The following is a 23,230-nucleotide window of genomic DNA, read 5'->3' on the forward strand; positions in this document are numbered from 1 at the left end:
ATCATAGATGGTCTACGGGGGACAATTTTATGGTGCAACACGCCGAATTTTCGACAGAATAGTCGTTTCGTGCGATACCCATTGACACCATCGCAGCTGGGAGGGAGGCTCAGTCGAATGAGCACCGACGGCTTTTCCACCTGTGTGCCCCCTGAGCTGCGCGCGGAAATCCGCCCGGCCAAAAACAGTGACATCGCCCGCATTCTCGACATACAGGCCAAAGCCGGCCTCGCCCTTCCCGGCGCGAACAGTTTGGAAAAAGCGATCGACGACGACACCCGCCTCGTGGTGGTCGCTATTGTGCGCGGAGCGTCCGGCGTCGGAGAGCTTGTCGGTTGGGGAAAGACCCACTTTTGGGACTATGACGACGGCCTCGCGCCCAACGGCCATTATCTGGGCGGGATCACGGTGCGGGCGCACTCATGCGGGCCTACCGCGCCGGAACACTCCCGTAGGCAAGCCGGGCCCCGCCCTAGCCCTGCTTCAGCCAGACGAAGTGCCAGGTCCCTGCCCATTGGGCAGCCAGCACGGCCGCAGCTGCGATGAGCACCCCACCCAGCAGGACCCAGGCATCCAGCCGGCTGTAGGTGGATTCGCGCGCCCAGGTTCGCCGGCCACCGCCGAATCCACGTGCCTCCATGGTCACGGCCAAGCGGGATGCCCGGCGTATCGCCTGGACCAGCAGGCCGAAGCTCTGGCCGAGCATGGCCCTAAACCGTTGCAACGGGCTCCCATGCGAGCCGACACCTCGCGCGCGCCGAGCCATGCCGATGGTCTGCCACTCCTCCGCCATGAGCCCGACGAGCCGCAGCGCGGCCAAGGTACCCAGGACAAAGCGGTGCGGTAGTTTCGCCTTCTGCGCCAGGGCATCGGCGAGATCGGTAGGGTCGGTGCAACTCATCAGGAGAATGGCCGGCAACGCGATCGCCAAGCCTCGCAGCATGAATCCGAGTCCCAGCTGTAGCGAGCCTTCGCTGATAGACCAGATCCCGACGTCGAGCAGTATCTTCCCGCTGTCAGCCGACAGGATCGCGGTGCTCCAGCCGCCAAGCGCCGCAGCGATGATCAGAGGCCAGCCCCGCTGCCAGAGCAAGCGCACGGTCAGCCCCGCGAGGGGGAACAACGCCAGTTCGCCGAGGATCGCTGTCGAGGCGGACACCACGTCAATGGACAACGCCAGCACCAAGGTAATCAGGAAGACTGACACGAACTTGGCCAGCGGATTCGCGCGTGTCAGGACCGCATTGTTGCCGCGCAGGCTCAACGCTTCCCTCATGCCGCACCCGCTTCCTGCCGGGCGCCGCCTTGGAACGCAGGCGCGAGCCGCATCTCGGTGCCGCCCAGAACGGAGCTGAATTCCTGGTCGTGGGTCACCGAAACCACGGATGTTCCGGCATCGAGCAGTTCGGACAAGAACGACGCAAGCTCAGCCCAGGTGTTGGCGTCCTGGCCGAAGGTGGGTTCGTCCAGCACCAGGACCCGCGGGTGCGCGGCAAGCACGGTGGCCACGGACAGCCGGCGCTTTTCCCCGCCGGAGAGCGTGTACGGGTTGGCGTCCACCAAGTGCCTCAGCCGCAGCCGTTCCAGCAATTCGTCCACGCGCTCCTCGCCGTGTCCAAGGTGCTTGGGTCCGAACATGAGCTCGTCGAGCACCCGGCCGGTGACGAACTGGTGTTCTGGTTCCTGGAACACGGTCCCGATCCGCGAGATCAGCTGCTGGGCCTTCCATTTGAAAGGATCGGCGCCGGCGCCGGCGCTGAGCCCGACGGCGGCAGCCACCGTACCGGACACGGGAGCCAGCAGGCCGGCGAGGGTCAAAGCGAAGGTGGATTTTCCGGCACCATTTGGGCCAGTGATAGTCAGCGCGTGGCCGGCGAGCACCTGGGCGTCGAGTCCGGTTTGCACAGGATGAGGCGGGATGGTTGCGAACCCTCGGCGGCGTGCCCGTTCACGCGACACCGCAAGCTCCTGGGTGGCGAGCAGCAACTCTCCACCGCCCGTCGCGACGGAGCCGGCTGCTGTTCCGGAACGTGGCCGGGTGGCCGGTACGTAACCGGGAACCCAGACGCCCGCCGCAGTGAGCATGTCCCTTGCTTGCGCCAACACTGTGTCCGGATCGCCGTCCAGGAGCACCGCCGGCGTTGAGCCTCCCTCGGAGGAACTGCCCGGCTGGAGCACCACAATCCGGTCCACCAGGTCTTTCCAAACGGAGACCCGATGCTCCACCACCACCAACGTGGCCCCGGTCTTGTCCAGGCAACGGCCCACGGCATCGCGGACCTCCAGCACGCCGGCAGGGTCCAGGTTGGCGGTGGGCTCGTCCAAGAGGATCAAGCCCGGCCGCATCGCCAGGATGCCAGCCAGCGCAAGGCGCTGCTTCTGGCCACCGGAGAGGGCCGACGTCGGGTGGTCCAGCGCAAAGCTGCCGCTGGCACTATTCCGCAGCCCGACGTCGTCGAGCGCTTCATGGACCCGCTTCCAGATCTCTTCCCCCGGCACGCAGAGATTCTCGGCACCAAAGGCGACGTCGTCGCCCAGGCGTGAAAGCACCACCTGGGTTTCGGGGTCCTGTTGCATGAGTCCGGCACGTCCCCGCTGGGCCCTCGGCGAAACGCCGTCCACCAGCAACGAGCCGGTCTCGTCGGCGTCGTCGCCCTCCTCACCCAGCACGCCCGCGAGGGCATGCAGGAGCGTCGACTTTCCTGCGCCCGACGGGCCAAGCAGCAACACACGCTCACCCGGACGGATGTCCAGGTCCAGGGCGTGGATGGCCGGTGTGGTGCGGCCCGCGTGCCGCCAGCCCCAACCTTGTGCGGAAATGGCGGCGGGTCGCACCACAGCAGGGGTGCCGGAATCAGGACTGGGCATCAGGAAAAGACGGGCTCCGAGGCGGCCTTGCGGGACGCGAACGCACTCAGCACACCGGTCTTGGCCAGGCCGCGGGTGGCGATCCAGGCCAGCGCGCCGGCAATAACGGCACCGGAAACCGTGCAGAAAGCGATGTACGCGAGCTTGTCGACCGCTTCGTAGGCGATGTTCCAGCCCCACGGCAGGAAGGAATCATTCAACCCGCAGAACAGGCCTGCACCGGCTCCGGCCAACAGGGATACCGGCAGGTTGAACTTCTTGTACATGAATGCCAAGAAGATGAGTTCTGCACCGAGTCCCTGAAGCAGGCCGGAGATCAACACAGTGGTGCCGTACTGGGAACCCATGATGAGCTCACTGGTGGCAGCAACGGTCTCACAGAAAATTGCAGCGCCGGGCTTGCGGATGATGAGCATACCCAGCACGGCCGGAATCATCCAGCCGCCGGCGATGATGCCGGTCACGGGCGGGTAAGCGGCGTTCATCGGCGTCGAAACCAAAGCAGCCATCTGGTCCCAAGCCCAGAAGATCACGCCGCCGGCGATAGAGATCAGTGCCGCCACGACGATATCCACGACGCGCCAGTTGTAACCGGGCTTGGTGATGCCCGGCCTTGCAGAAATACCAGTCATTTTGTCCTCCTGAGGAACAGGAGGGGAAAGTGTTCCGGTTTGCCTGCGAGCGGCTTCCGCCGCCGGTTCCGGACACTATGAGAACTCGACTCCCTTGCGCCGGTACTAGCCGGATCAGGTTCGAGGGTCTGCGGCTGTCCGCACTCTCAGCGCCCGTCCTCCGTGCCGCATTGCTGCGAGCCCGACGACGGCGCTCCCCTGTCGTTGTCAATCCACCCTTTCGGGCGTGGTTCAGTTTACACCTTGGCGGGGTTGCGGAACGGAAAGCGACGGATTCTGCTGGATCATTCGCCGGGCGGGCGCAGGCGGGCCCGACATGGCGCAGGCGGGCGCCGAAACTGAGAGAATGATCCAGCAGAATCCGACGCAGCAAGCAGGGCAAAGGAGCGGTCTTGACAGGCATAGGCGAAGCGAACAGCACCATATTGGCCGAACCGAGGCTCGCCGCGAGCGTGATCCTGGTCCGCGATGCTCCCCTTCCCGCGAGCTCTGGAGCTTCAGCCGGTCCTGAAGGTGCCGACGGTGCGGCGATTTCCGAAGGTGCCGTGAGCGATCTGGAAGTGTTTGTCCAGCACCGGGTGTCCACGATGGATTTCGCCGCGGGCATGGTCGTCTTCCCCGGGGGCCGGGTGGATCATGCGGACAGTACCGGCTGGAAGTTCACGGACGACGTCGTCGAGCAGCATGCCGCCGCATGGCATCGGAGCAGCATCGCCGTCGAACCTGCATCGGCTCGGCACAACGCCGGCCGGGTGCTGGCGGCCGCGCAACGCGAGGTGTTCGAGGAGGCCGGGCTGAAGCTCGACGCAACCACCCTCCGCCCGTGGGCCAACTGGGTCACTCCGGAAGACCAGCCCAAGCGCTTCGACACGTACTTCTACGTTGCTTGCCCGTCAGTTGGGGCTGAGCCACAGCACCAGACTACGGAGGCATCGTCCTCCCTGTGGATGCCAGTCCGGGGAATCCTTGCGGCCGAGGCCGCGGGAACCCTCAAGCTCATGCCGCCCACTTTGGTCCTGCTCGATGAACTGCTCGCTCTCGGCACGGTGGCGGCCGTGTTGGCTGAAGAGCGTGACATCGTGCCCGTGCGGCCGCAGCCTGGTGCCCTGCAGGAGTTCTTCCGGCTCAGGCGCCAACCCCCATCCGTTGCGCCGTGACTGTCCTGAAGTGGGGATAGGCTGGGGATGATCCTGTTTCCTCCCGCAAGGAGTCCCGGAATGAACCTGCTCTTCAAACTGCTCGGCACCGGTGTGAGCATCGGCGCAGGAATCGTCGGCAGCAAGGTCGTCAACGCATTGTGGGAAAAGGCCACAGGCAACAAGCCGCCCAAAGGCCACGACGACATGGAAACCAGCCTGCGCTCAGCGCTGACCTTCGCCCTGATTTCGGCCGCTGTCAGCACTATCATCCAGGTTGTAGCCGGCCGCAGTACCCAGCGCGCCATCTCACGCTTCTCGAAGACGCCGGACATCGTCTAGGACGACGCGCCGCCATTCCCTTTGGGCCCGCTATCCCCTGAGATGCCACCCGGGTGCCCACCGTTCCGGCTATGGGGCCCGTCCGGACCTGCTTCTTGAGCTTTCTCGGCTGCCCGCTCACCAGCAGCACGCAACACCACGGCCTCGAGTTCGTCTGCGCTGAGCAGCTCGGGGTGGAGGTGCTTCGTCCTGTAGCCTGCACGGCCCACCATGTGTGCGGACACCGGCACTGTCAGCAGTTGGAAAATCCAGGCGATCAGCAGGACCGGCCATACCCACCATTCGCGCAGCTGCAGCCCGATGGCCGCCAAGACCAGGAACAGCCCCAATACTTGCGGCTTGGTGGCTGCGTGCATGCGGCTCATGAGGTCCGGGAAGCGCAACAAGCCGATTGCCGCGCCCAATGACATCAGCGCACCAACAATCAGCAGCACTGCAGTCACTGCATCGATCACTGCATCCACTCCGGTGGCGTCAGGAGTCATTGACCTGTCCCCTCCGGTCGGCCACGAAGCGGGCCACGGTCACCGAACCAATAAACCCAATCAACGTCAGCGCCACGAGCAGCACGAGGTTATTGAGGTGCCGGTTAACGGCCATGTCGATCGCCAGCGCCGCACCCAGGATGGCCAGGAGAACGTCTGAGGCGAGCACGCGGTCCAGCAGCGACGGCCCGACGGCGATCCTGTAGATCGCGCCGGCCGCCGCGAGGCTGAGAATGACCGCCGTAACGATTAGCACGATGTCTTTCATGAATTGGCTCCCCTCGTTCCAGGCCAGCCTTCTGCCTGGAGTGCGTCCACTTCCGCCCGTGTGCCCATGATCCGTATCAAAGAGGCCTCGGTGTCCTGGACTTCCCGGCGCAGCTTGGCGGTGTCTGAATCGTTGCGGACATTGAGCCCGTGGATGTAAAGAGTGGACGTAGAACGGTCCACCTCAACCACCAGCGAACCCGGGATCAGCGAAATCACGTGTCCCGTGGCCGTGACCATGAGGTCGGAATGGCTACGTAACGGAACAGCGACGACAGCGTTGGTCACCGAGGGCCCGCGGAAGATCGCCAAGTACATGACCTGGAAGCTCGCGGCCACCACTTTGCCAAGGAACACCACGACGAAAGGAATGGCACGAAGCACGTTGAAGCGTCCGCTGAGGTCCACGGGAGGCAAGTAGAAGATCCTGGCCACTACCACCGCAATCAAGGCACCGAAGACGAGGTTGCCCGGGCTGAAGTCCCGCCAGAGAGCACCCCAGACGACTACCAGCCAGACCAGCAGGGGCAACTCGGTGCGGAATGATATCCGTCTGCGGCTCACTTGCCCCCTCCTTGCACTGGCGCGGGCGAGCCCGAGGAAGCCCCGCCGGCTGGCGAGCCCGGGGGCGTGTCACCCTGTGGCGCGGCGATTCCCGGGATCGGGGCATGCTCGCCAAGTACGGAGCGGATATATGCCGTGCGGTCCAGCATCTGTTCCGCGGAGTTGCCGGCCAATTGGAACAGCGGACCTGCAAAGACGGTCAGCGCAACGCCAAACACCACTAGCGCGGCGGTTGGCCCCACCATGGTCCGCGGAAGCAATCCGACGCCGGTTCTGTCCTTCAGAACCGGGTCCGGGTACTCCGCATCCTCGGGTTTCCGCCAGAATGCGCGGTTCCAGACGCGGGCAAGGGCCAGCAAGGTCAAGAGGCTGGTGACCACCCCGCCCACCACCAAGGTGATAGCCAAAGGCGTGCCCAGTGCAATGCCGGCCTGCATGAGCCCGAGTTTCCCCAGGAACCCCGAGAACGGTGGAATTCCGGCGAGGTTCATGGCCGGAATGAAGAACAAGAGCGCAAGGAGCGGGGAAAGTTTGGCGAGCCCACCGAGCCTGTCCATGGACGAACTGCCTCCGCGGCGCTCGATCAGGCCCGTCACCAGGAACAGGCTCGTTTGGACGGTGATGTGGTGGGCCACGTAGAAGACGGCAGCAGCAAGCCCCGCAATCGAGGACATGGCCAGGCCGAACACCATGTAACCGATATGGCTGACCAAGGTGAAGGAGAGCAAACGTTTTATGTCGCTCTGGGCTAGGGCGCCGAGGATACCTACCAGCATGGTCAGTAGCGCCACAACCATCAACGGGGTGTTCAATGTGTCGCCTGGAAACAGAAGCGTCTCCGTACGGACCATCGCGTAGACGCCTACTTTGGTGAGCAAGCCGGCGAACACGGCGGTGACCGGTGCGGGGGCTGTCGGATACGAGTCAGGGAGCCAGAAGGACAGCGGGAACACCGCGGCCTTGATGCCGAACGCCACCAGCAGCATGACGTGGAGCAAGTTCCTGGTACCCGGGTCCAATTCGGCAAGCTTGATGGCGAGGTCCGCCATGTTGATGGTTCCGGTGGCGCCGTAAATCATCGCAATGGCGATCAGGAACAACACCGAGGACACTACGGACACCACCACATAGGTGACCCCTGCGCGGATACGCGGACCGGTTCCGCCAAGTGTCATAAGCACATAGCTCGCTGTGAGCAGGATTTCGAAACCGACGTACAGGTTGAAGAGGTCACCCGTGAGGAAGGCGTTGGAAACACCGGCCACCAGGATCAAGTAGGTCGGGTGGAAGATCGACACCGGTGCTTCGCGGTCGCCGTCGGCCATGCCTTGACCCGTGGCGTAGATCAGCACGGCGAGGCTGATGACGGAGGAAACCACCAGCATGAGAGAAGAGAACTGGTCCACCACCATCACCACGCCCCAGGGCGGTTGCCAGCCGCCCAGTGTGACAGATGCCGTGCCGGTGGTCCACACCGAGGCAAGGAGCAAGCATTCCAGGAGCAGGGTAAGGGACAACAGGCCGATGCTGACCACGCGCTGCCCCAGCGGGTTCCTGTTCAGGGCGAATGTCAGTGCGGCACCGAGGATGGGAAGGACGACGGCGAGCGGCGCCAGGCTGGCGATGTTCACTCGGAGCCTCCTTCCTTGGCTGCTTCGGTGACTGCCGTAACTGGGAACTCCGACGTTTCTTCGGGGACCACGGAATCGTCCTCGGCGTCAAAGCTGGGCGTCTTGGCGACTCGGCGGTCTTCAGCGTCATCCTGGATATCGTCTTGGCGTGCCAAAGCCCAGGTCCGGTAGATGATGCCAAGCATGAAGGCCGTCACCGCGAAGGAAATCACGATCGATGTCAGGATCAAGGCTTGCGGCAAAGGATCGTTGTAGTCGCGCGGATCCGTCGATTTGTTGAAGAGCGGAGCAAGTCCGGCATAGCCACCGGTGGACAGGAGCAGCAGGTTGGTAGCGTTGGCCAGAAGCATGAGCCCCAGCAGCACGCGGGTCAGGCTGCGTTCCAGGATCAGATAGATTCCGCAGGCATACAGCAAGCCCATGACAATCAACAAGGTCAGGTTGACGCTCATGGTCTCCTCTTCCCGTATGCCGTGGACGCCGTGGCCCGGGCTTCCCCGGGACCACCTGCGTCCCCGCTGGCGGTCTCTTCGAAGTGTTCGTCGATCTCGGCTCCCAAGCTGCGCAACACGTCGAGCGCAAGGCCCACCACCACGAGGTAAACGCCAATGTCGAAGATCGTGGAGGTGACGAATTTGATGTCGCCGAACAGCGGCAGCCAGAACCCGATGATGGCGCTTTGGAACACTTGGCCGCCCAGAACCAGCGGAACGAAGCCCGCAGCGGCCGCCGTCGCGAGACCCGTTCCCAGCAGCATGCCGGCGCTGATCGGTGCGGCTTCCCGCAACTCGAAGCGTCCGCCAGCCAAATAGCGGATGGTCAAGGCGAGTCCCGCCGTGAGTCCGCCTGCGAAGCCGCCGCCCGGAAGATTGTGTCCTGCCAGCAGCAGATATACGGAGAAGACGATCAGCGAGTGGAAAATCAGCCGAGTAACCACCTCGAAGATGATGGAACGGCGTTCGGGTGCCAAGGTTCGGCCAGCCACAAGCCAGGGGTCCGTCAGGGAGCCGGCGAACTTGCGCACGAGTGCCAGCGAAGCGTCCTCGCGCGAACTGCCCCCGACGGCGGCGCGCCTTCCCACCGTGCCTTCGGGCACCGTGGCCGCCTTGTTGAGGCGCTCACCCCGGCTGCGGACAAAGATCAAGCTCGCGACGCCGGTAGCCGCAACCGCGAGCACCGAAATCTCACCGAAGGTATCCCACGCCCGGATGTCCACGAGCGTCACGTTGACGACGTTGAGGCCGCCGCCGCCTTCGTAAGCCAGCCGGGGGAAGGAGAGCGACACGGGCTCCGCGATCCGGGCTCCCATGGCGTAGATGGCCACGAAGATCATGGTGACGCCGAACGCCACACCGATAATGACGCGCACCACCCGGTACTTGCCGCCGGTGCGGTCCCGGAGCTCCGGGGGGAGGCTGCGCATCGCCAGGACGAAAGCCACCAGGATGATGGTCTCCACGAGCATTTGGGTCAGGGCGAGGTCCGGGGCTCCCTGCAACGCGAACATCAGGGCGATGCCGTAGCCGGTGACGGAGACCATGAGCACAGCGAGGAAGCGCTTGTTGGCACGAACAGCGGCCAGCGCGCCAACAACGATTCCCGCCGCGGCGATGAGCTGGAGCGGCGAGTTCGGGTCGATCAGGTAGAGACCACCCGGAAGTGGTTTGTTGGCCATGATGAGGGCCGTCAGCGGGACGGCGAAAGCCACCGTGAGTATGACTGCCAAGTAGAAGTACAGGGAACCGCGCTGCGTGCGCCCCGTGACCCACACGGCGACGTCGTCCAGGGCGCCGATGGTGCGCTGGTAGGCGCGATCGCCGTCCACCCAGTCCGGGATACGGCTCTGCGCCCGGGACACAAGGTTCCGGCCGTAGAACATCGCGACGCCGGCCGCGAACGTCACGGCGGTGAGGCCCAAGGCGGGAGTCAGGCCGTGCCACAGCGCCAGGTGGCTGGCAACGGCGGTGTCTGCTCCGGCGTCGTGCCCTGCAAAAAGGGCCGCATACGGCTGGATCCACCCGTCAACGGGATCCGGCCACAGGCCGTACACGATGGTGAGGAAACTCAGAATGGCGGGTGCGGCCAGGAACGATGGCTGGACGGCCTTGAACGGCGTCGGGTCCACGCCCGGCTTGGTGGCGAACGCGCCCCACATGAAGCGGGCGCTGTAGGCGAAGGTGAGGACGGATCCCAAGACCAAGCCCACCAGGAGGATTAGTCCCCACGGCTGCGACGCGGCGCCCGCGCCAGAGGGACCGGCGCCGTAGTGGACGAACGCCTCGAACACGGATTCCTTGGCCACGAAGCCCGCCAGCGGCGGTATTCCGGCCATGGACGCGGCGGCGATCCCAGCTACGATGGCGAGGGCCCGCGAGGACTTGTACACCCCGGAGAGTTTGCGGATATCGCGTGTGCCGGATTGGTGGTCGATGATGCCCACCACCAGGAACAACGAAGCCTTGAAGAGGCCGTGTGCCAGCAGGAGCGCGAGTCCGGCGAGCGCGGCGTCTGGCCGGCCGAGGCCCACCACCATGGTCAGGAACCCGAGTTGGCTGACTGTGCCGTAGGCGAGGATGAGCTTGATATCGGTCTGCCGGAGCGCCCGATACCCGCCAACCAGCATCGTCGACAGGCCAAGTCCGAGCACCAGCGGCAACCAGTAGGGGCTTTCGCTGAACCCCGGCGCCATGCGCGCCACGATATAGATACCGGCCTTCACCATGGCGGCTGCGTGCAGGTAGGCGCTCACCGGGGTGGGGGCGGCCATGGCACCCGGGAGCCAAAAGTGGAACGGGACAAGCGCCGATTTGGTAATCGCACCTATCAGGATGAGTACGACGGCGGCAGCGACAGCTCCCTGCGCCGGTCCCGTGACGAAGGTGGCTGCTTGAGCCATGACCGCCGAAATCCGGTACGTTCCGGCCACCTGGCCCAGAATGATCAGGCCGACGAGCATGGCGAGGCCACCGGCGGTGGTCACCATGAGGGCCTGCAACGCCGAGCGCCGGGCGGCGAGGCGGGTGCGCGCGTACCCGATCAGCAGATAGGACAAGACTGTGGTGAGTTCCCAGAAGATGAACATCATCAGGAGGTCGTCGGCCGTCACCAGGCCGAACATCGCCCCGGCAAAAGCAAGCAGTTGGGCCCCGAACCCGCCCAGATCGGCGTCTTTGTTCTTGAAGTAACGGGCGCAATAGACCAAGACGAGCGCGCCGACACCCAGGACCAGCAAGGACATCACCCAGGCCAAAGGGTCCATGCGGAAGGCAAACTCAAGCTTGAGGTTTGGAATCCAGGGGAGGGTCTCTTCGATGAAGCCGCCCGAAGTGCCTGCTCCGGAGCCAGTAAGGTTCTGGCCGGGATAGATCTGGCCATATTGCAAAAGCAGCCAGACGAAGGCTCCGGCGGGAACCGCCGCGAGGACGTAGAAGGCATTCCGCTGGAGTTTCCGGAAGATCCAGGGCGCCACAGTTGCCGCTGCAAAGGTCACGGCAAGAACTGTGATCACTGGTATCTCCGCAAAGTCAGGAATGAATTGTCAAAAGTTGGAGCAGGCGGTCAATCGTTGGGTTCGGTGCGGGTAGTTTATCAACCGGATGTGACAAGCAATGTCCGCTTCCACGGTGTATAGGGGGCGGTTCGATGCCGGCCGGCTTCACGTCCCAAAACTGTCGCTTCAGGCGGTTACCATTCAGTCCATGAACATGGCAACTGCGCCTGAGGCCCCGCACCCGGCATCCGAGCTTGCTTCCGGGCCTGCCCTGTCCAACAAGGGCCAGATTCTTGCGTGGGCCTCCTGGGACTGGGGTTCCGCAGCATTCAACGCCGTCATGACCACCTTCGTGTTCACTGTCTACCTGACGTCCAAAGCCTTCGGCGGAGGAGACTCCGCATCTGCGGCACTGGGGGCCGCGTTGGCGATTGCCGGCGTCGCGATTGCGCTCCTGGCGCCCATCACGGGCCAACGATCCGATTCCGGTGGCCGCCGCAAACTATGGCTCGGGGTCAACACGGCGATTGTCGCAGTCCTCACGGGCATGTGCTTCTTCGTCTTCCCCAAGCCCGAGTTCCTGCTCCTTGGCGTATCACTTATAGCGCTTGGCCATGTGTTCTTCGAGTTCGCGGGCGTCAACTACAACGCCATGCTGGCGCAGATCTCCACCCCTGCCAACATCGGCAAAGTGAGTGGCTTCGGTTGGGGAATGGGGTACCTGGGCGGGATCGTAGCGCTGCTCGTGGTGCTGCAGCTTTTCGTCCAGCCGTCGTTTGAGTGGTTCGGAGCTTCCACTCAGGACAGCCTGAATATCAGGCTCGTGGCTGTTTTCTCTGCGCTTTGGTTCTTCATCTTCGCGCTACCCGTCCTCTTTGCGGTGCCGGAGCTTTCCGTCAAGAAACCGGAGTCCCGGCTCGGGTTCCTGGCCTCGTACGGCTTGTTGGGCCGCCGGATCACGGCCATCTATCGAACCAGCCCGCACACTATCTATTTCCTCCTCGCGAGTGCCATCTTCCGCGACGGCCTCGCTGCGGTCTTCACCTTTGGTGGAGTCATTGCTGCCGGGACCTTTGGATTCGAGCTCAAGCAAGTCATTTTCTTCGCCATTTTCGGAAACGTGGTGGCCGCCGTCGGTGCCATGATCGGCGGATTCCTGGACGACAGAATCGGACCCAAGGCTGTCATCATCATTTCCCTGATAGGGCTCCTGGCGGCCGGCACCGTGATTCTTGTGCTCGGCAATGGAGACTACGTATTCTTCGGGACTCACTGGGCAGGCAGTGCCACTTTCTGGGTGTTCGGCCTGTTCCTTTGCCTCTTCGTCGGACCTGCCCAGTCGTCCTCCCGCGCCTACCTCGCGAGGCTTGCGCCGGATGGCGAATCCGGCGAATTGTTCGGACTCTACGCCACCACCGGCCGGGCGGTGAGCTTCCTGGCACCGGCGCTCTTCAGCTTGTGCATTACCGTGGCGACGCCCCTGGTGGCGCCGGGCGGAGCCCAACGCTGGGGCATTCTGGGCATCATGGTGGTGCTCCTGGCCGGCCTGTTGGTGATCCTGCCCGTCAAATCACCCAGCAAGACGGAAATCGCCACAGTCCCGCTGCGCTGAGGACCGCTTCGCCACAGTCCCGCTGCCCGCTGAGGACCGCTGCTCTAAAAGACAGCTGCGCTGCAGTGAAGGCCGTCCCGGACGGGCGGCCCGCTCGGGACGGCAAAAATATGACGAGGAAAACTCTTGATCTTTGATTGTTAGTAGAGTTTACTAACTCACATGGAAGCCCTTCGTGACCGCCCCCGGACCGACCGCCACCGCACCGATCGAACAGGCGCCGCGACACTGCCCTCCGATGGGCGTGCCCACAACCTCTCCTTGGTGCGCCAGACGCTGCACTCGGCAGGTGCGATGAGCCGCGCGGAACTCTCCAGGACGCTGGGCCTGACCCGGGTCACCGTATCAGACCTCGTCTCGGACCTACTCGAACGCGGCCACGTGGTGGAACTGGGGCAATCGGATGAAGTCCGCCCCGGGAAGCCGGCCATCCTGGTGGACATCAACCGCCAAGGCCTCCAGGTGATCGGCATGGATCTGGCCGAAAACTCCGTGCTGCGCGCCGCCGTCCTGGACCTTGACGGCAACATCCTCGAACGCGTCGAGCGCACCATTGCTTCGGAAACCGGGCGGGACGTGGTCAACCAGGTCCTCGAACTCGCTTCGGAGGCCATCGCGCGCGCCACCGCCACGTTGCTGGGCATCGGAGTCGGGACCCCCGGCATCGTCAACGCGGACGGCGTGGTCACCACGGCCCCCAACTTCGAATGGAAGGATGTTGCGCTGCGCGATCTCCTCCAGGAACACACCGGCCTGCCGACCCTCGTATCCAACGACGCCGATGCCGCAGTCCACGCGGACCACACCTTCGGCGGCGGCAGTGACGACATGGTCCTCGTGAAAATCGGCCGCGGCGTCGGCTCCGGACTCATCGTGGGCGGACGGCGTGCCCGCGGCGCCCACTCCGCGGCAGGCGAAATCGGCCACGTTACCGTCGGCACCGACGGCGGAACCATGTGCAAGTGCGGGAAGACCGGTTGCCTCGAAACGTGGATGTCCGTTCCCAGCCTCGAACGCGCACTGGCCGAAGCGGCGGCGAGCTCCGAACCTGAGGCCGCGGCCGACGTCGTACTCCAGGAAGCAGGCGAGCGGCTCGCCATCGCCCTCGCGCCCGTGGTGGGCGCGCTCGACTTGGCGGAAGTGGTCCTCAGCGGACCCCGGGAGCTCTTGGAGGGCCCCCTTCTCGACGCCGTCCAGCAGACCCTGTTGGAACGGCTGCTACACCAGGACCCCTCACCGGTGTCCGTCCGTCTCGCGGCAGACGCACAGGACATTGTCCTGCGCGGAGCCGCTGTGATGGTCCTGTGGAACCAGCTCGGTGTGGCCTGAGCGCCGCGCCTGCGCCGTTTCCAGCCCTGACTACCCAATAAGCATCCCTCCAAAGGAGCCGGACATGGACACGATTCAGTCCCCCGCTACCCAGTCCTTTGCCACCGGGCCCGCCCGCGCGCACCTCCGCCGATTGGCGGCAGGCACCCTCATGCCCGGGTTCACCGGCATCGCCGTCCCCGTCTGGATCCTGGACGCGTACGACGCCGGGCTCGCGGCTGTGTGCCTCTACGGCACCAACGTGGCGTCCCCTGTGCAGTTGCGCGAGCTCTGCGCCGGGCTCCGCGCCCATTCCCCGAACACGCTCATCGCCGTCGATGAAGAGGGAGGCGACGTCACGCGCCTGCACTACCTCACCGGATCAACGCAGCCCGGCAACGCAGTGCTTGGGCGTTTGGACGACGTCGAACTGACCGCCGCCAGCGCCAGCGCCATCGGCTACGAACTCGCAGGCCTGGGCATCAACCTCAACCTGGCCCCGGATGCCGACGTCAATTCGGCTCCGGACAATCCCGTGATCGGCGTGCGCAGCTTCGGGGCCGAACCGGACCTGGTGGCCCGGCATACTGCCGCCTGGATCCGTGGACTCGAAGACGCCGGTGTGGCATCCTGCGCCAAGCACTTCCCGGGCCACGGCGACACCACCGCCGATTCGCACCTGGCACTCCCGCGGGTCACGGCCGACGCCGCAACGCTGGATGTCCGCGAACTGGTCCCGTTCCGCGCGCTCGTCGCGGCTGGCGGTGCCACCGTCATGACCAGCCACATCCTGGTTGAGGCCTTGGACCCGGACCACCCCGCCACGTTCTCGTCGAGCATCCTGCAAGACCTGCTGCGCCGCGACATGGGATTCGAAGGCGTCATCATCACGGATGCCCTGGACATGGCCGGGGCATCCGCCGAGACAGGCGTTCCGGAAGCGGCCGTCCGTGCACTGGTGGCCGGGGCGGACCTGCTGTGCCTCGGCTCGGAAACAGGCCCGGCCCTCTTCGAACAGACGCTCAACGCGATCGCCGACGCCGTTGAGGAAGGACGCCTACCCCTCGAGCGGCTGGCGGATGCCGCTGCCCGCACCGCGGCGCTGTCCTCACGCTTCCCCGCTGCGGGCGCCGCGGAAATCCAAGAGGCAGCCATCAGGGGCCAGCTAGGGCTCCAAACCGGCCAGCCACAGCCTTCCGGCACGATTGCCGGCGCCAAGGAGCTCGACGGCGAGCGCATCGCCGAGGCCTTCGAGGTGTCCGATGCAGCCGAAAAGTGGCTCGCCCGGCAGGAGCCCGTGGCCATCGTGCAGGTTGAAACCGGAGCCAATTTCGCCGTCGGTCACGTGCCCTGGGGTCCCGCTTCCACCACTCAAGCGGTGGTCGGCGAAGGCGAGGTGCCCGACGGCGCCCGGGTCGCCGTCGTCGGGCGCGGCCTGGATGCCGAGCACCCGCTCTGGACCGTTTTCGCGAGGTTGAGGGCGGAAGGACACGCGGTGATCGCCGTCGAGTGCGGCTGGCCGCGCGGTGGGGCGGACATCGTCACCTATGGTGCGTCCCTCACGGTCTCCCGGGCCCTGACGTCCCTGCTGTTGGACGGCACTGTCAAAGCCTGACTGCCGAAGCCCGCCAGCGCCAGCACACCACCCATCGACAGAAAGTTGCCATGGAAGTCATTGTCACGCCCACCCCGGAATCGGCCGCCTCGGCAGCTGCCCGTGCCGTCCTCTCGGGGCTTCCCGCGGGCAACGGACCAGTCCTGGGCCTGGCCACGGGCTCGTCCCCGCTGGGATTGTACGCAGAGCTTGCGGCCGCCGCCGCAGCTGGCCGCGTGGATTTTTCGGCCGCCACGGGCTTCGCCTTGGACGAATACGTGGGCCTCCCGGCTGGACATGTCCAGTCCTATCGGCAGGTGTTGATCCGTGAGGTGTGCGATGTGATCGGGCTTCCCTTGGCCGGGCTGAATGTCCCTGACGGCACCGGTGCCACGCAGGCGGAACTCGAGGCGGGAGCGGCAGCCTACGATGCTGCGATCCGCGCTGCCGGCGGCGTCGACGTGCAGATCCTGGGAATCGGCGCCAACGGTCACGTGGGCTTCAACGAGCCCGGATCCTCGTTGTCGTCCCGGACCCGGCTGAAGCGGCTGACGTCCCGCACGCGGCGGGACAACGCCCGGTTCTTCGACAACGACGCCGATGTTCCGACGCACTGCATCACCCAGGGATTGGGAACCGTCCTGGATGCGCGCCGGCTGGTGCTCATCGCCACCGGTGCTGCCAAAGCGGCCGCGATCGCTGCCGCCGTCGAGGGCCCGCTCGCGGCGTCGTGCCCGGGTTCGATCCTCCAATGGCATGCCGACGCCGTGGTGGTTCTCGATGAGGCAGCCGCCGCCGGGCTCTCCAACCGGGAATACTACGACGACGCCGCGCGCGGACTCGAGCTGACCCCCTGGCAAGGGGCGGATCGCTTCGTTCGGCGGCTGTGAGTGGCGTCATTCCACCGCCAGCCCAAGAGGGCTAGGGTGGACTTATGAACGTGGATGAGACAGAACTTCCAGGCCTTGGAGTCCGTAAGGATTTCATCACGGCCTCGGGACGCCGGATCGGTGTTGTCGAGATGCGCGAAGGCGAAACCGAGCTTTTCGTCTCTACCTGGGACGATCCCGATACCTGCCAGGCGTCCATCCCGTTGACCGCCGACGAAGCAGCCGCTCTGGGCAACCTCTTGGGTGGGCAGCACATCGCCATGCGCCTCGCCGAGGCCCACAAGGAAATCCCCGGCATTGCCACGCGGCAGTTCTCCATCACCGCGGACTCCCCTTTTAGCAACCAGCCCATGGGCAAAGCCCAGATCCGCACCCGCAGCGGTGTCTCGATCGTGGCGATCATGCGAGAAGGCGAAGTGGTTCCGTCACCGGCACCTGACCTCGTTCTTCACACGGGTGATCTGCTGGTGGCTGTCGGTACGCAGGAAGGTCTTGACTCTGCGGCTGCCATTCTGCGCAACGGCTGAAGTTCATGGACCCCCTGGCCCTGACCCTCATTGAGCTGGGCGCAGTCGTCTTCTGCCTAGGCCTCTTGGCTCGATTGGCCGGCAGGATCGGCATGTCCCCTATTCCGCTCTATCTGGTGGGGGGACTGGCCTTCGGGGCGGGCGGGCTGATCAAGCTCGATGGCATGCACGAGTTCGCGCATCTTTCCGGCGAAATCGGTGTCATCCTGCTCCTGTTGATGCTCGGATTGGAATATACAGCGGCCGAACTCGTCACGGGGTTGCGGCGGTCCTGGCAAGCGGGCGTGCTGGACCTGATACTGAATTTCCTTCCCGGTGCGGGTATCGCCGTGTTGCTCGGCTGGGGACTTGTGGGCGCGATCGTCATGGGCGGTGTCACCTATATTTCGTCCTCGGGGATCGCCGCAAAAGTGATCACGGACCTCGGCCGGATCGGTAACCGTGAGACTCCGGTGGTGCTCGCCATCCTGGTGTTCGAAGACCTCACCATGGCCATCTATCTCCCGATCCTCACGGCGATCCTCGCGGGCGTGGGCTTCCTGGGCGGACTCCAGACCGTGGGTATTGCATTGGCCGTGGTCACCTTGGTGCTGGTGGTGGCCCTCAAACATGGCCACCGGGTATCCCAGGCAGTGCACAGCGAAAACTCTGAAGTCTTCCTGCTCAATCTCCTCGGTGCCGCACTATTGGTAGCGGGCATCGCGTCCGCCCTCCAGGTCTCCGCGGCCGTGGGCGCGTTCATGCTGGGCATTGCGATTTCCGGGGCAACCGCCCACAACGCGACGCGAATTCTCGAGCCTCTGCGGGATCTTTTTGCCGCTATCTTTTTCGTGGCCTTCGGACTCAACACGGACCCGTCCACCATCCCGCCGGTGCTCGGCTGGGCGCTGCTCTTGGCCTTCGCGACCGCTGTTACCAAGCTGCTGACCGGATTCTGGGCCGCCAAGCGGGCAGGCATTGCCGTACCTGGCCGGTTCCGCGCGGGAGCCGCCCTTATAGCCCGCGGCGAGTTCTCGATTGTCATTGCCGGGTTGGCCGTAACCTCGGGAGCAGTCCCGCGCGATCTCGCAGCCCTCGCTACGGCGTATGTCCTGCTCATGGCCATCGTCGGACCGCTCGCAGCCCGTTTCGTGGAGCCTGTGGTCAAGGTTTTCCGCAAGTCTCCACGCAAGCCGGAGACATCCGAACCCGTTGCCTCCTTCGAGACGTGAGATCTCGGCCTTTTCACACGCCCAAAGAGGCGAGATCTCACGCCTCGATCTGTAGGCGGGCCGTCACTGCTCCTCCCCACTGTGGATAACCGGCTAGTGGCGCGTGTGCTGTGCCAAGAATTGGTGCATGCGCAATCCCCCTCCTGTTCCCGACACCCTCAAAGGCCGCTCGTTCACGCTGTCCGAGCAACGCGCCGCCGGAGTTTCGGATAGCCGGGCACGGAACAAGGATTTGCGCGTGGCCAGCCGTGGAGTCCGTGTTCCTTGGGGTGCCACACAGGAACTTGCCCACACTGCACGCCTGCTGACCAGCATCTCGCCGGGAACAGTTTGTTGCGGCCCGACGGCGGCAATCCTGTGGCGCTGTCCCCTCCCTTTTGACCTCGAACGCCAGCCGTTGGTGCACTTGCTGCGGTGGGATGGTGGAGATCGGCCTGTGCGTAAAGGGGTTGCTGGACGCCGCGTGCCCTTGAAAGCCGCCGACCGGCGGACCATTGACGGCATTCCCATCACGAGTCCTGCCCGGACATGGTTGGAATTGGCTGCCTTGCTTCCCTTAGACGATCTCGTAGCGGCGGCCGATTACTTCATCTGCTCCCAGTCGCGCAGTTTCGGGCACAACCGTGCGGCGCTGTGTTCGCTCGGGGATCTGCGTGCGCAAGTGGAAGGAAACCCAGGCATCCGCGGACGCAGGAACGCCCGGCTGGCGCTTGAATTGGCCAGGGTAGGAGCCGACTCAGTGCCGGAAACCCAGCTCCGGTTGGCCATCTTCAGGCAGGGTTTGCCAGAACCTGAATTGCGGTATGTGGTGCAGGATTCAACGGGTTGGGAACTCGCCTGGCCAGATGTGGCGTTCCCACGGTACAAAATAGCCGTTAATTACGACGGCGGCCACCACCTGACTGCCGTGCAGAGGGAATCGGACATTCGCCGTGACGAATCCATTGCCGCGATCGGCTGGACCTCGGTGACCATTACGGCGCGGCACGTGAAAGCGTGGGGATTCGACGGCGTCGTACACCGCGTGCGCGACGCCCTTGCCCGCGCAGGGTGGGTCGGCGAGACGTGAGATCTCGGCCTTTTCGAGCGCCGAAAGAGGCGAGATCTCCCGCCTCGGCGCGCGCAGGGGAAGTCCTTAGACAGACGTCCTGTGGAAGTTCAAGTGGCTGCGGCTCGCGGTGGGGCCGCGCTGGCCTTGGTAGCGGCTGCCGGATCCACCGGAACCATAGGGATGTTCAGCGGCAGATGAGAGACGGAAGAAGCACAGTTGGCCGATTTTCATGCCCGGCCATAGCTTGATGGGAAGCGTGGCAACGTTGGACAACTCCAAAGTCACGTGGCCGGAGAATCCGGGGTCGATGAAGCCGGCGGTGGAGTGCGTCAGCAAACCGAGGCGTCCCAGCGAAGACTTGCCCTCCAGGCGTGCGGCGACGTCGTCCGGCAGGCTCACAGTCTCATACGTTGAACCGAGCACGAACTCCCCCGGGTGCAGAATGAAAGGCTCGTCGCCTTCGACCTCAACCAAGCGGGTCAGCTCAGGCTGCTCCTCGGAGGGGTCGATGTGCGCGTATTTGTGATTGTCGAACAGCCGGAAGAAGCGGTCAATCCTCACATCCACTGAGGACGGCTGAACCATCGCGGGGTCGTAGGGCTCCAGGACAATACGTCGGGAGTCGATTTCGGCACGTATGTCGCGGTCAGAGATCAGCACAGGATCAAAAATACCGCATGCACCAAAGACCATGGTGCGGGAGTGGCGGATGAGACTATAGTGCACCACATAGACTACCGTTACCGCTGTTGTGTTTGGGAACGGTGGCACGACGCGAATCTGGGGAAACATTGAGACGAATTGCGGTGCCCGTTGCCGTACTAGTGGCGTGCCTTCTCACGGTGATGGCCCCTGCCTCGGCCCCCCTCGTTGCTTCTGCCCCCCTCGTCGCCTCTACGGCGCCCGCTACGCCTCCCACCCCAGGCTCCACCCCGCGCACTGAAAGTACGACGACGACGTCCGCCCCGCCGTCGGGATCCGGCCTCCCGCAGGCCGGACCTGCGCCCGAGTCACCGGCGGCAGCCCCGGCCGCTTACGCCACCGCTCCCAATGAAGAAAGTAACGGGGCACCCGCCTCCGTCCCCAAGGATCCGGCGACGTCGCCCGCGAACGCCGGCACCGCCGTCGAGCCTGGCAACGGGAAATCGCCCCAGGCGGTGGACGGACCGCCCCCGGTGCCCTCCATCCCGCCGGCATCCGGCCCGGACCCACTCCCCGGCGGCCCGGCGGTGGACGTCCCGCCTCTGGCCCCGGCCCCAACGAAGAATTCCCCAGCAGCGGTGCCAGGAGTTTCCATCCAGGCATTGGTCAATGACGACAACTCCGCCCAGGTGCTGGCCGTTTTCAACGCCATCAATGCCTACCGGACCTCTCTCGGCCTGAATCCGGTGAAATACAACCCCACCGTGGCGTCCCTCTCGCAGGATTGGTCCAACAACATCGCGAGCCGCCAGGTGATCGAACACCGCAGCAACTTCTGGACCGATCCCAGGGCCTTGAACCCCAACAACGGCGCGGGCGAGGTGATTGCGGTCCGATGGGATCGGAATGCCGCCCAGCTTGTCGAATGGTGGAAAAGCTCACCCGCCCACGATGCACTGCTTCGTGATCCCCGTTTCAACGTGATTGGCGTCGGAATCACCTTCACGGACGGTAACTACCAGACCACCCCCAATAGCTACACCATGTGGGGCGTGGTCAATCTCTTCGGCTATACGACTCTCCCGGCCGGCACCGTCAACAGCCCCGGCGCCGGCACCGCCCCGCCGCAGCCACCGGCCCCGAGCGTCTGCGACCCCATCGCCAAGCATCAGCCGCCCACGCTGGACCTCAATGCGGCGGCCATCCGCAGCGCCGGTGACCTGGTCGCCGTCGACCCCTCCGGATTCCTCAAGGACTATCCGGCACTCGGCGACGGCACATTCGGTCCTGCCCGGACCGTCGGGTCCGGTTTCGCGGGGTCGAAAGAGGTCATGACCACGGATTGGGACCGCGACGGCGTGATCGATGTCCTGGTCCAAATGCTGGACGGCAGGCTCCTGCTCTACCCCGGAGTGGTGAGCGGCGGATTCAAACCGCCCGTGTTGTTGGGATCAGGGGGTTGGCAGGTGATGACTATGACCGTGGGCACTTGGTGCGGTAACAACCGGCTCCCGCAGATCCTCGCCACTGATTCCAGCGGCGCGCTTTACCTGTACCGGAACCTGGGGCTCACCGGCATGGTGGGACGAACCCAAGTGGGCTCGGGCGTCAGCGCGGTCCGCCTCAGCATGGTGGACTACGACGCCGACGGCTTCCAGGACCTGCTGGCGGTGGAATCAAACGGGAACCTGCGACTCTACCGTGGTTCCGGGCTCACTACGCCGAAGTCTGAGGCCCGGCTGGTAGTAGGAACCGGATGGACGGACTACTCCGGTTTGCGCTCACTCAAGGGTGTCACCGGCCTCAACTCCACGGGCGTCGCGGGACTGCTGAGCAACGGAGCGGTTGAATACTGGGACCTGAATGGCGGACGCCTCGCCACCCCAAGCACTCCAATAACTGGTTTGGGCGGCCTCAAGCTGGCGCAGTAGGCGCTACGCTTTCGAAGTCTGCTCCTCGATGACCGCCTTGAGCTGCTCCAGCTGGACCACCTCGTCTTCCATGGTCTTCTGGATCATGGTGTTCATGAGTTTCTGCAAGCCCTTGGGATGTAACTCCAGCGCGAACCGCAGGCGGGTGTTTGGGCCCTCAGTGCTGAGATAGTACCCACCGGTGGGGCGCGCAGGACCGGCGACGACGGCGAAACGCACTTCCGCGCCGGGCCGGGCCTCGGTGATCTGGAAGTCAGCCGCAATCGGCCGCCCGCCAGGGCCTGTCAAGGTCTGCTGATAGACCGCGCCTTTTTCGCCAGCGTGTCCGGAGCGGAGGGAAATGCTGCGGATTCCGCTGCGCCAGAGGGGATTGTTCAAGCCGTCCACAAGGAACCGGTAGACGGTCATGGCGTCGCGACCAATGAGTACTTCATGCTCTGCAAATGCCACGGAATCCTCTTTCGGCGTACGGCTCATAGACGTAGCCGGGTTCCCCATGACACAGCAGCTAACTGCTACAGAATAGTCAGGCGCGACTCAGGGCAACACACCCGCGTCGAGCCTTAACCGAATCTTTACGAGCTCCGCACCAAACTTGATGCGACCGTGATAGCGGCGGAAGAAAACGCGCCAGCCGCCGGTGAGTCTGTGTCCGGATCACCGCGTTATCTGCGCTAAGCTGGGATCTGCTCCGGCTGGATTGCCGGGCATTGCGGGCGTAGCTCAATGGTAGAGCGCTAGCTTCCCAAGCTCGATACGCGGGTTCGATTCCCGTCGCCCGCTCCGATTTTCCCTAGCAGGGCATCCTTGTCCTGCCCGTCGGCGGCCGTCCGGATACAAGGCGCCCAACCCTGAAGGGTGTATCGTCAGGAGCTAGGAGCCATTTCGGCTCTGCTCTAGGGAGCAATCATGGCTGACAAATCACCTCGCCAAGCTGCATCGAAAAAATCCGGCAAATCCATCAAAGAAAAGCGTGCGGATAAGAGGGCTTCAGAGTCCTCCGCAACCACGGTGGCCAAGCCGGCAACCGGCAACAAGAAGTGAGCGGC

The 23,230-nt window shown here is 64.5% G+C and carries 22 protein-coding genes, 1 tRNA gene and 1 riboswitch; of the genes, 12 read left to right on the plus strand and 11 right to left on the minus strand.

Annotation, left to right across the window (positions count from 1 at the left end; translation table 11 throughout):
- Positions 1–472: 472 nt before the first annotated feature.
- From LFT43_RS18740 to LFT43_RS18750, 3 genes are read right to left on the minus strand one after another with little or no spacing between them, the layout of a single operon-like run.
- Positions 473–1,276 (minus strand): energy-coupling factor transporter transmembrane component T family protein, encoded by an 804-nt coding sequence (locus LFT43_RS18740; protein WP_395799414.1) that lies wholly within the window; start codon positions 1,274–1,276, stop codon positions 473–475.
- Positions 1,273–2,868 (minus strand): ABC transporter ATP-binding protein, encoded by a 1,596-nt coding sequence (locus LFT43_RS18745; protein WP_395799416.1) that lies wholly within the window; start codon positions 2,866–2,868, stop codon positions 1,273–1,275. Before LFT43_RS18745 ends, LFT43_RS18740 begins: the two co-directional genes overlap by 4 nt.
- Positions 2,868–3,500 carry an ECF transporter S component gene (locus LFT43_RS18750; protein WP_395799418.1) on the minus strand — a complete coding sequence of 211 codons (633 nt, stop codon included), beginning with the start codon at positions 3,498–3,500 and terminating at the stop codon, positions 2,868–2,870. Before LFT43_RS18750 ends, LFT43_RS18745 begins: the two co-directional genes overlap by 1 nt.
- A 73-nt stretch (positions 3,501–3,573) precedes the next feature.
- Positions 3,574–3,710, minus strand: a riboswitch (TPP riboswitch).
- 182 nt (positions 3,711–3,892) lie between these two features.
- Between LFT43_RS18750 and LFT43_RS18755 the strand changes: the two genes are divergently transcribed.
- Both LFT43_RS18755 and LFT43_RS18760 read left to right on the plus strand, forming a co-directional pair.
- Positions 3,893–4,657, plus strand: a complete 765-nt coding sequence (locus tag LFT43_RS18755) for an NUDIX hydrolase (protein ID WP_395799420.1) — start codon at positions 3,893–3,895, stop codon at positions 4,655–4,657.
- Positions 4,658–4,717: 60 nt separating this feature from the next.
- Positions 4,718–4,978: a DUF4235 domain-containing protein gene (locus LFT43_RS18760; RefSeq protein ID WP_395799422.1), complete on the plus strand. Its 261-nt coding sequence runs from the start codon at positions 4,718–4,720 to the stop codon at positions 4,976–4,978.
- On the opposite strand, the gene mnhG is transcribed toward LFT43_RS18760, so the two are convergent.
- From mnhG to LFT43_RS18790, 6 genes are read right to left on the minus strand one after another with little or no spacing between them, the layout of a single operon-like run.
- On the minus strand, positions 4,975–5,463 hold the full coding sequence (gene mnhG, locus LFT43_RS18765; protein WP_395799424.1) for a monovalent cation/H(+) antiporter subunit G: 489 nt from the start codon (positions 5,461–5,463) through the stop codon (positions 4,975–4,977). The genes LFT43_RS18760 and mnhG overlap by 4 nt on opposite strands.
- Positions 5,453–5,731, minus strand: coding sequence for a monovalent cation/H+ antiporter complex subunit F (locus LFT43_RS18770; protein ID WP_059389843.1), 279 nt, complete (start codon positions 5,729–5,731; stop codon positions 5,453–5,455). Before LFT43_RS18770 ends, mnhG begins: the two co-directional genes overlap by 11 nt.
- Positions 5,728–6,294 carry a Na+/H+ antiporter subunit E gene (locus LFT43_RS18775; RefSeq protein WP_395799426.1) on the minus strand — a complete coding sequence of 189 codons (567 nt, stop codon included), beginning with the start codon at positions 6,292–6,294 and terminating at the stop codon, positions 5,728–5,730. The genes LFT43_RS18770 and LFT43_RS18775 overlap by 4 nt, the downstream gene beginning before the upstream one ends.
- Positions 6,291–7,925, minus strand: a complete 1,635-nt coding sequence (locus tag LFT43_RS18780) for a Na+/H+ antiporter subunit D (RefSeq protein ID WP_395799428.1) — start codon at positions 7,923–7,925, stop codon at positions 6,291–6,293. The genes LFT43_RS18775 and LFT43_RS18780 overlap by 4 nt, the downstream gene beginning before the upstream one ends.
- Positions 7,922–8,377: a Na(+)/H(+) antiporter subunit C gene (locus tag LFT43_RS18785; RefSeq protein ID WP_395799430.1), complete on the minus strand. Its 456-nt coding sequence runs from the start codon at positions 8,375–8,377 to the stop codon at positions 7,922–7,924. Before LFT43_RS18785 ends, LFT43_RS18780 begins: the two co-directional genes overlap by 4 nt.
- Positions 8,374–11,433, minus strand: coding sequence for a Na+/H+ antiporter subunit A (locus LFT43_RS18790; protein ID WP_395799432.1), 3,060 nt, complete (start codon positions 11,431–11,433; stop codon positions 8,374–8,376). The genes LFT43_RS18785 and LFT43_RS18790 overlap by 4 nt, the downstream gene beginning before the upstream one ends.
- 190 nt (positions 11,434–11,623) lie before the next feature.
- Here LFT43_RS18790 and LFT43_RS18795 point away from each other — a divergent pair, with 190 nt between their 5' ends.
- The 7 genes from LFT43_RS18795 to LFT43_RS18825 all read left to right on the plus strand — a co-directional run bounded on the left by LFT43_RS18795 (position 11,624) and on the right by LFT43_RS18825 (position 19,626).
- The gene (locus LFT43_RS18795) at positions 11,624–13,027 is read left to right on the plus strand and encodes an MFS transporter (protein ID WP_395799434.1); all 1,404 of its coding nucleotides are present in this window, start codon (positions 11,624–11,626) and stop codon (positions 13,025–13,027) included.
- A gap of 162 nt (positions 13,028–13,189) precedes the next feature.
- A complete protein-coding gene (locus tag LFT43_RS18800; protein WP_395799436.1) occupies positions 13,190–14,356 on the plus strand; it encodes an ROK family protein in 1,167 nt (388 codons plus the stop codon).
- Between the two features lie 64 nt (positions 14,357–14,420).
- Positions 14,421–15,950 carry a glycoside hydrolase family 3 protein gene (locus LFT43_RS18805; RefSeq protein ID WP_395799438.1) on the plus strand — a complete coding sequence of 510 codons (1,530 nt, stop codon included), beginning with the start codon at positions 14,421–14,423 and terminating at the stop codon, positions 15,948–15,950.
- 50 nt (positions 15,951–16,000) lie between these two features.
- Positions 16,001–16,819 carry a glucosamine-6-phosphate deaminase gene (locus LFT43_RS18810; protein WP_395799440.1) on the plus strand — a complete coding sequence of 273 codons (819 nt, stop codon included), beginning with the start codon at positions 16,001–16,003 and terminating at the stop codon, positions 16,817–16,819.
- 44 nt (positions 16,820–16,863) lie between these two features.
- Positions 16,864–17,346 (plus strand): cation:proton antiporter regulatory subunit, encoded by a 483-nt coding sequence (locus LFT43_RS18815; RefSeq protein WP_268020129.1) that lies wholly within the window; start codon positions 16,864–16,866, stop codon positions 17,344–17,346.
- 5 nt (positions 17,347–17,351) lie between these two features.
- On the plus strand, positions 17,352–18,557 hold the full coding sequence (locus LFT43_RS18820; protein WP_395799443.1) for a cation:proton antiporter: 1,206 nt from the start codon (positions 17,352–17,354) through the stop codon (positions 18,555–18,557).
- A gap of 127 nt (positions 18,558–18,684) precedes the next feature.
- Positions 18,685–19,626, plus strand: coding sequence for a hypothetical protein (locus tag LFT43_RS18825; RefSeq protein WP_395799445.1), 942 nt, complete (start codon positions 18,685–18,687; stop codon positions 19,624–19,626).
- A 66-nt stretch (positions 19,627–19,692) separates the two neighbouring features.
- On the opposite strand, the gene dcd is transcribed toward LFT43_RS18825, so the two are convergent.
- Positions 19,693–20,268, minus strand: coding sequence for a dCTP deaminase (dcd, locus tag LFT43_RS18830; protein ID WP_395803163.1), 576 nt, complete (start codon positions 20,266–20,268; stop codon positions 19,693–19,695).
- A gap of 146 nt (positions 20,269–20,414) precedes the next feature.
- Between dcd and LFT43_RS18835 the strand changes: the two genes are divergently transcribed.
- The gene (locus LFT43_RS18835; protein ID WP_395799447.1) at positions 20,415–22,181 is read left to right on the plus strand and encodes a CAP domain-containing protein; all 1,767 of its coding nucleotides are present in this window, start codon (positions 20,415–20,417) and stop codon (positions 22,179–22,181) included.
- A 3-nt stretch (positions 22,182–22,184) separates the two neighbouring features.
- Here LFT43_RS18835 and LFT43_RS18840 read toward each other — a convergent pair whose 3' ends face one another.
- A complete protein-coding gene (locus tag LFT43_RS18840) occupies positions 22,185–22,631 on the minus strand; it encodes an SRPBCC family protein (protein WP_395799449.1) in 447 nt (148 codons plus the stop codon).
- Positions 22,632–22,893: 262 nt separating this feature from the next.
- Here LFT43_RS18840 and LFT43_RS18845 point away from each other — a divergent pair.
- A tRNA-Gly gene (locus LFT43_RS18845) sits at positions 22,894–22,964 on the plus strand.
- 126 nt (positions 22,965–23,090) lie between these two features.
- Complete coding sequence (locus LFT43_RS18850; RefSeq protein WP_264637052.1) at positions 23,091–23,225, plus strand: hypothetical protein; 135 nt, start codon at positions 23,091–23,093, stop codon at positions 23,223–23,225.
- The last annotated feature ends 5 nt before the right edge of the window (positions 23,226–23,230 follow it).

The sequence above is a fragment of the Arthrobacter sp. FW306-04-A genome (genome assembly GCF_044358315.1).
Taxonomy (GTDB): domain Bacteria; phylum Actinomycetota; class Actinomycetes; order Actinomycetales; family Micrococcaceae; genus Arthrobacter.